The sequence below is a fragment of the Saccharopolyspora sp. NPDC002578 genome, assembly GCF_053592695.1.
The window spans coordinates 1-9,691 of sequence record NZ_JBSFWJ010000126.1 but is presented as its reverse complement, the minus strand read 5'-3'; the positions used below and the strand labels follow the sequence as shown (position 1 = coordinate 9,691).

Annotated in this window: 7 protein-coding genes; 3 read left to right on the top strand and 4 right to left on the bottom strand. The window is 72.3% G+C overall.

Going from position 1 to position 9,691, the window contains the following annotated elements; translation table 11 throughout:
- Positions 1 to 301 precede the first annotated feature (301 nt).
- Entirely contained in the window at positions 302 to 1,045 is a 744-nt protein-coding gene (yaaA, locus tag ACWD38_RS29480; protein ID WP_184481519.1) for a peroxide stress protein YaaA, read from the bottom strand.
- Between the two features lie 180 nt (positions 1,046 to 1,225).
- Here yaaA and ACWD38_RS29475 point away from each other — a divergent pair, with 180 nt between their 5' ends.
- Entirely contained in the window at positions 1,226 to 2,974 is a 1,749-nt protein-coding gene (locus tag ACWD38_RS29475) for a proline--tRNA ligase (RefSeq protein WP_184481517.1), read from the top strand.
- A gap of 167 nt (positions 2,975 to 3,141) precedes the next feature.
- On the opposite strand, the gene ACWD38_RS29470 is transcribed toward ACWD38_RS29475, so the two are convergent.
- The 3 genes from ACWD38_RS29470 to ACWD38_RS29460 form a co-directional block, all read right to left on the bottom strand.
- On the bottom strand, positions 3,142 to 5,814 hold the full coding sequence (locus tag ACWD38_RS29470; RefSeq protein WP_450125370.1) for a tetratricopeptide repeat protein: 2,673 nt from the start codon (positions 5,812 to 5,814) through the stop codon (positions 3,142 to 3,144).
- Between the two features lie 123 nt (positions 5,815 to 5,937).
- Positions 5,938 to 6,630 carry an HAD family hydrolase gene (locus ACWD38_RS29465; RefSeq protein ID WP_184481513.1) on the bottom strand — a complete coding sequence of 231 codons (693 nt, stop codon included), beginning with the start codon at positions 6,628 to 6,630 and terminating at the stop codon, positions 5,938 to 5,940.
- 178 nt (positions 6,631 to 6,808) lie between these two features.
- Positions 6,809 to 7,219, bottom strand: a complete 411-nt coding sequence (locus ACWD38_RS29460) for a YjbQ family protein (RefSeq protein WP_450125369.1) — start codon at positions 7,217 to 7,219, stop codon at positions 6,809 to 6,811.
- Between the two features lie 72 nt (positions 7,220 to 7,291).
- Here ACWD38_RS29460 and ACWD38_RS29455 point away from each other — a divergent pair, with 72 nt between their 5' ends.
- Both ACWD38_RS29455 and ACWD38_RS29450 read left to right on the top strand, forming a co-directional pair.
- Positions 7,292 to 8,317, top strand: coding sequence for an aminotransferase class V-fold PLP-dependent enzyme (locus ACWD38_RS29455; RefSeq protein ID WP_450125368.1), 1,026 nt, complete (start codon positions 7,292 to 7,294; stop codon positions 8,315 to 8,317).
- Between the two features lie 165 nt (positions 8,318 to 8,482).
- Complete coding sequence (locus tag ACWD38_RS29450) at positions 8,483 to 9,556, top strand: hypothetical protein (protein WP_450125367.1); 1,074 nt, start codon at positions 8,483 to 8,485, stop codon at positions 9,554 to 9,556.
- The last annotated feature ends 135 nt before the right edge of the window (positions 9,557 to 9,691 follow it).

Sequence of the window (9,691 nt, the reverse complement as noted above, 5' to 3'; positions counted from 1 at the left end):
CTCGCTGCGGGATCTTTTTCCCGAGTGGCTCCGCCACGAGGGAAAAAGCTGTCCTCGCGAGAGACCGACTGAGAACCCGCGGGTGGTCGGCTTTTGGACGTGGGCTATTCGCTGCGCGAATACAAGCACGGCCTTCGGCCGCCAGGCAGGCTTGCTTCGCAGCCCAAGGCACGGCTTCGCCGCGAGGCGGGCTCGCTTCGCGGCCCGAGGCTGGGCTTCGCCGCTGCGGGAGGGCGCTTTGCCGCGTTGTTGGTGGGCCTGGCGTCTCGGGTGGACGGGCCCGTCGTGCGATGGGTTCGGGTCAGGTGGGGATGACGATGGTGAGGGAGGTCTCCGCCGGGCGTTCCACGTGCATGTCGGCCTGTCGCGCCAGGTCGATCACGTCGTCCACCGAGGTGGGCTCGGTGGTCGTGGTGGCCAGGACGCGGGCCAGGCGGCCCTTGTGGGACTTGTTGTGGTGGCTGACTACCTTGCGCTCGCCTTGCGCGTTCTCGGCCAGCACCTGCACGTCGATCGCGCCCGGCACCCGCGCCAGCGCCGCGTACGCGCCCGACCGCAGATCCACCACGGGCTCGCCCGATTCGCGCAGCACCGGCTCCAGCACCGGACGCCACACCCCGCGCAACGTGCCGAAACCGGGCAGCGAACTGCCCGCCGACAAGCGGTACGCCGGAATGGGGTCGCCGCCGCGCACCAGGCCGAACAGCGCGGAGCCCACCGCCAGCCGCGCATCCGCCCGAGCCCGCTCGGCGGCCGTGAGCGACGCGACGTCCAGCGCGTCGAACAGCACCCCGGTGTAGCGCTCCAACGCGGGGGCGGTGGGGGAGTCGAACAGCGCCGCGTTGCGCTCCACCTCGCCGGACTGGCGCGGTGAGAGGCCCAGCGCGGACAGGCTCGCCGGGACGTCGTCGGCGAGCGACCGCAGCGCCTCCGCCAGCTTCCGCCGCGTCGGGGTGAGCTCCGGGCAGGACAGCGCGTCCAGGTCCAGCGGCGGACCGTCGCCGCCCGCGGCCTTGGTCTCGGAAGGAGGCAGCAGCACCAGCACGAGCGATCAGGGTAGTGACCCCGAGGGCCGCGGTGTCATCGGCGTCGCGGGCGCGTCCGCGACGCGGGCAATCCGCTGGCGAGGACCCCGGTGGGGGTCGCTACCCTGCGAGGACCGCACGTTCCACCACGTGAACATGTCGGTATTCCGCATTTTCGACCCGCCCGAGGAGCGCCCGCCGTGATCACGAGGATGTCGACGTTGTTCTTGCGTACCCTGCGCGAGGATCCGGCCGACGCCGAGGTGCCGAGCCACAAGCTGCTCGTGCGCGCCGGATACGTGCGTCGAGTCGCCCCGGGCATCTACTCGTGGCTGCCGCTGGGCCTGCAGGTGCTGCGCAACGTCGAAGAGGTCGTGCGCCAGGAGATGAACGGCATCGGCGCGCAGGAGATCCACTTCCCCGCGCTGCTGCCGCGCGAGCCCTACGAGCAGTCGAACCGGTGGACCGAGTACGGCCCGCTGCTGTTCCGGCTCCAGGACCGCAAGGGCGCCGACATGCTGCTGGGGCCGACGCACGAGGAGCTGTTCACGCTCACCGTCAAGGGCGAGTACAACTCCTACAAGGACTACCCGGTCATGCTGTACCAGATCCAGACCAAGTACCGGGACGAGGAACGTCCCCGCGCGGGCATCCTGCGCGGGCGAGAGTTCGTCATGAAGGACTCCTACTCCTTCGACATCGACGACGACGGCCTGTCGAACTCCTACCGGCTGCACCGCGACGCCTACGTCCGGATCTTCGACCGGGTGGGCCTGCGCTACGTGATCGTCGCCGCGACCTCCGGCGCGATGGGCGGGTCCGCCTCCGAGGAATTCCTCGCGGAGAGCCCGACCGGCGAGGACACCTTCGTGCGCAGCACCGATTCCGACTACGCCGCGAACGTCGAGGCCGTCGTGACCCCGGTGCCCGCTGCCGAGTCCATCGAGGACAAGCCGGCCGCGCAGGTCCACCACACGCCCGGTACGCCGACCATCGAGTCGCTGGTGGACTTCCTCAACGCCGCCGAGATGGGCCGCACCTTCACCGCCGCCGACACGCTCAAGAACGTGCTCGTCAAGACCCGCGAGCCCGGCGCGGAGAAGTGGGAAATGCTGGCCGTCGCCGTCCCCGGCGACCGCGAGGTCGACTTCAAGCGGCTCGAAGCGGCCGTCGAACCCGCCGAGGTCGAGCTCGTCGACGAGGCCGACTTCGCCGCGAACCCGTTCCTGGTGAAGGGCTACATCGGCCCGAAGGCGCTGCAGGACAACGGAATCCGCTACCTCGCCGACCCGCGCGTGGTCAGCGGCACCGCGTGGGTCACCGGCGCCGACCAGGCCGGGCACCACGTCGTGGACCTGGTCTGCGGCCGCGACTTCACCCCCGACGGCACCATCGAGGCCGCCGAGGTCCGCGAGGGCGACGCCGCGCCGGACGGCGGCGGCACGCTGGTCGCGGCCCGCGGCATCGAGATCGGCCACATCTTCCAGCTCGGCCGCAAGTACGCCGACGCGTTCGGCCTCGACGCCCTCGGCCAGGACGGCAAGCCGAAGCGGATCACGATGGGTTCCTACGGCGTCGGCGTCTCCCGGCTGGTCGCCGCGATCGCCGAGCAGAGCCACGACGAGCTCGGCCTGGTGTGGCCGCGCGAGGTCGCTCCCGCCGACGTGCACGTGGTCATCGCGGGCAAGGACGAGGCGGTCCGCGAAGGCGGCGAGCGCCTCGCCGCCGAACTCGACGAGGCGGGCCTGCGGGTCCTGCTGGACGACCGCACCTCCTCGCCCGGCGTGAAGTTCGCCGACGCGGAACTCGTGGGCGTGCCCACGATCCTCGTCGTCGGCAAGGGACTCGCGAAGGGCGTCGTGGAGGTCAAGGACCGCCGCACCGGCGACCGCGAGGAGATCGACGTCGACAAGGCCGTCGGCCACCTCGTCCAGACCGTCCGCGGCTGAACGAACCCCGAACGGCGGCCTGCGCGCGCAGGCCGCCGTTTTCGCGCTCGGACGATGTTCGCGGTGTCGACGGAGTTCGAACGTTCGTCGCCGCACCCGTTCGTCCTGCGCGGCGTCACCTCCGGTCTTCGGTCGATCGGCAACGGCGCGGTCGGGGAGGGAAGCGATCAGCGGGGGCGCAGTCGGCCGCGGACGTACGTGGTGGCCCCGGCGGACAGCAGGACGACGGCGATGCCGACCACGGCGTTCACCTGCCCCGCGTCGAGCGCGATGCCCGCGAAGTAGCCGAGCACCGCCCCGTAGGCCAGGACGTCCAGCGCCCACCACCAGTGGGACAACCCGATCGTGGTGAAGCGATAGGCGTACCGGCGTGCGCCGGCCGTCGCGAGCAGCAGGACGACCAGCGTCCACCACGTCCACGGAACGGCCGGGGTTCCTTCGCGCGCGGACCAGACCTGCGCCGCGGTCAGCACGCCCAGCACCACGAGCACGTCGAACATGGAGCGCGCCACGGTCGACGGATTCCGCCGCGGCGGGGACGCGATCGGCGGCGGTTCCACCGGGAGCGGCGGATCCGCCGCGAGCGTCGGTCGCTCCGGTCCGGTCCGCATCGCGCGGATCAGCTCGACCAGCCGGTCCGCGCGAGCGACGTCGCCCGCTTCGCGGTAACCGCGCTCGGCCTCCGCGTAGCGCTCCAGCGCTTCGGCGTCCTCGCCCTGATCCCGGTGCAGATCGCCGAGGTGGTGCGCGGCCACCGCGGCGCCGTGCGGGAATCCGCGCTGCTCGGCGGACCGCTTCGCGTCCTCGTGGCACCGGGCGGCGCGCTCGGTGTCGCCCAGCCGCGCGTGGCATTCGGCCAGTTCGCCCAGCGCGCGTTCCGCGTGCGGTGCGCAAGCGTGTCGTTGCGCCAGATCCCGTGCCTGTTCGTGCCTGCGCACGGCTTCCGGCAGGTCGTCGCGGAGGAAGGCGACGCGCCCGAGCCCGTGCAGCGCGGCGAGCCGCCCCTCGACGTCCCCGGACTTCCGGTACCGGTCCAGCAGGCCGGTGAACTCCTCGGCGCCGGCGGCCAGCTCGCCCACCTCGCAGGCCAGCTCCGCGAAGGTCCGCATGAACTCGGTCGGGTAGCCGTCGAGCTGCCGGGTGAGCTTGCTCGCCTCGTGCAGGCAGCGGGCCGCCTCCGGGCGGGCGTCCACGGCCAGCAGGCCGCGGCACATCGCGAGGAAGGCGTCGAGCTCACCGCGGCGGTCGTCCAGCGCCCTCGTCACGCGCAGCAGCAGGCGCGACGCCGCCAGCGAATCCCGTCCGCGTCCGGTGCGTTCGTAGAGCACCACCAGTGAGATCGCGATCGTGCGGCTCGCCGTCAACAGCCGCCCGCGCGCCTCGGATTCCGGCTCCGGCTCGGCCATGTCGGCGGCGCGGGCGGTGAGCATCCCCAGCGCGTCCTGCTCCGCGATCAGCCGCTGGAGGGCCTGCGCCGCGGCCTGCGGGTCCTCCGGGTAGTCCACTGTGGACATATCGGCGCGGGTCGCCGACGCGGCGCTCTCCGCGAGCCGGACCAGCACGTCCAGCTGCGACGGCGTCGACCCGTCCTGGGCGTCCGCGCCCGACGGGAGTTCCGCGAACAGCTTCGACGCGTACTCCCCGGCGAGATCCAGGAACCGGACCTGATCGGCATGCCCGCTCGGCGCCAGCAGGTGAGCCGTGCACAACCGGTCCAGCAGCGCCCACGCCCGCGCCGCATCCGGCTCGTCCAGCAGCGCGGCGGCGCTGCGCTCGGTGAACTCGCTGCCCGGCAGGCAACCCATCCGCTGGAACAGCGCCGCGGCCTCCCGGTCGATCTCGGCGGGTGATTCCCGCAGCGTCCGGATCGACAACTCGAACGCCGACCGGACCGAATCCAGCACGGTGAGCCGCTGCGACGCGGCGAGCTGAGCGGCGACCGCGCTCAACTCCTTCGGGCTCCGGCTCAGCATCGCGGCGATCACCGACAGGGTCAGCGGTAACCGTCCGCACACCTCGGCGACCTCGTGCAACCCCTCCGAGTCCCGAGCCCTCGGATCGTCCGGGGCCGCGCGCTCCAGCTCCGCCCGCAGCAACTCGACCGCCGCGGCCGAGGACAGCTCCGGGAGCCGGACCAGCGCCGCGTCCCGCACGGCGTCCGCGGCGCGGGTGGTGATCAACGTCCGGTGCGCGCGGGGCGCCGGCAGCAACGGCTCGGGGTCGAACGTCGTGCCGAGGTTGTCGAGCACCAGCAACAGCGGGAGCCCCCGCTCGGCGAACTCCTCGTAGCGCTGCTGCAACCGCTTCGTCGCCGCGTCCGCCCGCGGTGCGTCGTGCACGCCGAGCCAGTGCAGCAAGGTCGACGTGACCTGCTCGAACGCCATCGGGACCTCGCGGTCCCGGGGATCGCTCCGCGGGTAACCGCGGCAGTCCAGGAACAGCACCCCGCCCGCGTAGCCTCCCTGCTCGCGCAACCGGTACGCGGCCTCCAGCGCCAGCGTGGTCTTGCCCGCCCCGCCCATGCCGACCACCGCGCACACCGGATTCGACGTGGTCAGCACGGACTCCAACTCCCGATCGCGGCCGAGCAGCAGCGACGGGCGGCGCGGGACGGCCGCGGTGAGCTCAGCGGGAGGTTCGGTCGACGTCGGGGGGCGGATGTCGCCGTTCCACTGGCCGATCTGGAAGACGGGACCGCCGATGGTGCTGTCCCGGACGGAATTCCGGGAGAACAGCGAGGGCGTCGGCTCCTGCTCGGGCGGCTCCCCGCCGTCGTTTTCCGGCTTCCCGTCGTCGTCCGGCTCGGTGGCGTCTTCTCCGTCGGCGTCCGCGCGATCCATCTCCCACGTATAGCGCACGCGCTCGGCGAGAATGCCGCATTCGTGCGGACCCGTTGGGCCGAACCGGTCACGGCGGAGCACACCGCCCGAGGCCGACGGGTGCGGCCGTGCGGCGCGGGTTCCTCAGCCCGCGACGGCCTTCAGCACCGCGTCGGTGTCGGTGAGGTCGGGCAGCACCACGTGCGCCCCCGCCGCGCGCAGTTCCCGCTCGTCGCTGCGGCCGGAGGCCACGCCGACCGCGATCGCCCCGTGGTGCAACGCCCCCGCCACGTCGCGCGGGGTGTCCCCGACGACGATCACCGACTCCGGGGCGAACTCCGCGTCGTGCTTGGCCGCGGCCTTCGCCACGGCCGCGCTGATCAGGTCGTGCCGGTGCAGCGACTCGGCGCCGAACCCGCCGATGTCGAAGTCCACGTGCCGGTGCAGGCCGAACGCGTCGAGCTTGTGGAACGCGACCTCCGGCAGGTTGCCGGTGACGAGGCTCTGCACCACGCCCGGTACCTCGGCCAGCGCCGCGAGGGCCTGCGCGGCGCCGGGCATCGCGCTGCCGCGCAACGACAACGCGTCCCGGTCGGCGAGCACCACGGCCGTCAGCGCGGCGAACATGGCCGCCACGGTGTCCGCGGCGGCGTCGATGTCGTGCGCCGCGAGCACCTCGCCGGTGATGGCCAGTTCGGTCTTGCCCGCCATGTCCGGCACGTGCTGCAAGTGCACGCCGGTGACCTCGGAAAGAACCCGGCGGTACCAGTCGACGCCGATGCTGCGCGCGTCGATCAGGGTCAGATCCACGTCCCACAGGACCAGTCGCGCGGTCATCGGTCCATCCTGGCACGAGACCCGGCGTTCATGATCAAGATGTGAGCCATCTCTGCGCGCGCAACTACTCGCCGCCCGCCGGTGGCCGCGCGATTTCTCGCGAAATCGACGGGAACTACTCCCGTCGAGCCGGGATTCCACTCGTCGGGTGAGACCTTCGGGGACCGCAATTCCGGGGCTAGCCCTCCAGGAAGCTCAAGCGCACCCGGCGCACCGGGTTGTCGACGTTCGTGTCGACCAGGCACACCGACTGCCAGGTGCCCAGCGCCATCCGCCCCTCCAACACCGGCACCGTCGCATAAGGCGGCACCAGCGCGGGCAGCACGTGATCCCGGCCGTGCCCCGGCGAACCGTGCCGATGCCGCCAGCGCCCGTCCGCGGGCAGCAGCTCGCGCAGCTGCGCCAACAGGTCCTCATCGCTGCCCGCGCCGGTCTCGATCACCGCCAGGCCCGCCGTCGCGTGCGGCACCCACAGGTTGAGCAGGCCCTCCTGCGCGCCCGCCGACCGCAGGAACCGCTCGCACTCGAAACCCAGGTCGTAGACCACCTCGGTCGAACCGGTCCGGATCTCCACTTCCGCGCTTCGCATGACGCCACCGTAGAACGCCGTTCCCCCCGCCGGCTCTGGCGCGCCACCGGCCGCGTCGGTGAGGATCGCGGTATGCGCACCGCATTCGGCCTCACCTTCGACGTCCCCGACGGCTACCTCAACACCGCGAGCATCGGGGTGCCGCCCACCGGGACCGTGGAGGCCGTCGCCGCAGCCATCGCCACCTGGGGCGCCGGCGGCGCCCGCCCGACCGACTTCGACGCCGACACCGACGCGGGCCGGGAGTCGTTCGCCGAGCTCATCGGCGTGCCCGCCGACCGGATCGCCATCGGCGCCACCATCTCCCAGCTCGTCGGGATCATCGCCGCCGACCTGCCCGACGGCGCCCGAGTCCTCGTCGCCGAAGACGAGTTCACCAGCGTCAGCTTCCCGTTCGCCGCCCAAACCGACCGCGGCGTGCAAGTCGACGAGGTGCCGCTCGAAGCGATCCCGGACAAGGCCGCCGACCACGACCTGGTGGCGGTGAGCGTCGTGCAGTCCGCGGACGGGCGGCTCGTCGACCTCGGCGCGCTGCGCGACGCGGTGCGCGGCACGCCCACCCGAGTGCTGCTCGACGTCACCCAGGCCGCGGGCTGGCTGCCGATGGAACTCGACTGGGTCGACCACGTCGTCGGCACCGGCTACAAGTGGCTGCTCGCGCCGCGCGGCGCCGCCTGGCTGGCGCAGCACCCCGACGCGCCCGCGCCCCGCCCGAACCACGCCAACTGGTACGCCGGGGGCGGCATGAGCAGCATCTACGGACTCCCGCTGCGGCAGGCGCCCGGCGGACGCGGGCTCGACCTGTCACCGGCGTGGCTGGCCCAGGTCGGCGCCGCCGCCTCGCTGCGCGCGCTGGCCGGACTCGACCTGACGCGGGTGCGCGCGCACTGCGCGGGACTGGCCGACCAGGTGCGGGCCGAACTCGGCGTCCCCGCCGAAGGCTCCGCGATCGTGTCCGTGCCCGGTGACGACGCGGCCCGGAAGCTCACCGACGCGGGCATCGCCTGCGCCGCCAGAGCGGGCAAGGCGCGGCTGTCGTTCCACCTCTACAACACCGAAGCGGACGTCGACCTGGTGCTGCGCGCGCTGCGGGGCTGAGCAGCCCGAACGTCTTCCCAGCACACGTGCTGTTCTGCGCGCGATCCGCAACCGCTACCGTTAGTGCTCGTGCCGGACCCCCAAGGTGCACCCGAAGAGATGACAGGCTCGCCGCAGAACGCGCAGCGAGCTGACACTGCGCCACTCCAGCGCGACAACTCACGGGTGAACCAAGAGCACCGCAGCGCGGCCCCCGCCGACTTCAGCCCGGACACCCTGGGCGGACCCGGCGAGGCGACCCGCCCTGCCTTCCACCAGCCGTCGGCCCAGACGTCGCACGGCGGTCAGCCGCACGCGCAGCAGGCCTACGGGCAGAGCACACCCGGTTACGGGCAGCCCCAGCAGCACCATCCGGGAGCTCAGAACCAGGCTGCTCAGCACCAGAGCCACCCGGGAGCCGCAGGGTCGTGGGGCGGCGCGGGACAGCAGCAGTACCCGCAGCACCCCGGCCAGGGCTACGGCCAGCAGCAGCCCTACGCGGCCCAGCAGCAGTACCCGCAGCAGCAGGGCTACGCCCAGCACGGCGGCCAGCAGCAGCACCAGCAGCACGGCGCCGACCTCAACCAGCGCGCCTACCCCTCCACGAACAGGCAGGAACCCGTCCGCCCCGCGCCCGCCGCGGCGGGCGCCGGAGTCGGCGGCACCGCCATCACCCCCTACGGGTGGGCGCTGCGCGGACTCGTCCTGTTCGGCGTGGCCGTGGTGTCCGGCCTGCTCTGGCTGCTGATCAAGCCCTCCTCCGACCCGGCCGAAGAAGCCGGCGAAGCCCCCGTTCCGGTGCCGCAGACGCAGAACCGCTTCAACCTGGAACTGCGCGAAGAGGGCCAGCAGGGCTGCGCGAAGGTCTCCACGGGGAAGATCGCGGAATTCTTCAACGACAACAGCTGCGAACACCTCACCCGGGCGCTCTACACCGCGACCCTGCCCGACGGGCAGCGCGTGCTGACCTCCGTGGTCACGATCCGGATGGCCGACGCCGCCACGGCCGCGCAGCTCAACGAGCTCGTCACCCAGGACGGCACCGGCAACGTGATGGACCTCGTCTCCGCCGGACGCGACCTGCCCGACGAGTTCCCCGGCCTCAGCAGCGACGTCGGCTACTACTCCGAGCAGCAGGCCCGGCTCGTCGTCGTCGGCGAATCCGGCTACTTCTCGCAGCCCGACGACTACGAAGACCAGCGCCTCACCGAAGTCACCCGAGACGCGCTCCGCCTAGGCTGGCCCCAAGACAGCGGCTGACGTGTGCATGGGTCGGGCTCCTTTTTGCTCGGGTGGTCCTGTGGCGGAACCTCAGCTTCCTTCTCGCTGCGGGATCTTTTTCCCGAGTGGCTCCGCCACGAGGGAAAAAGCTGTCCTCGCGAGAAGGAAGCTGAG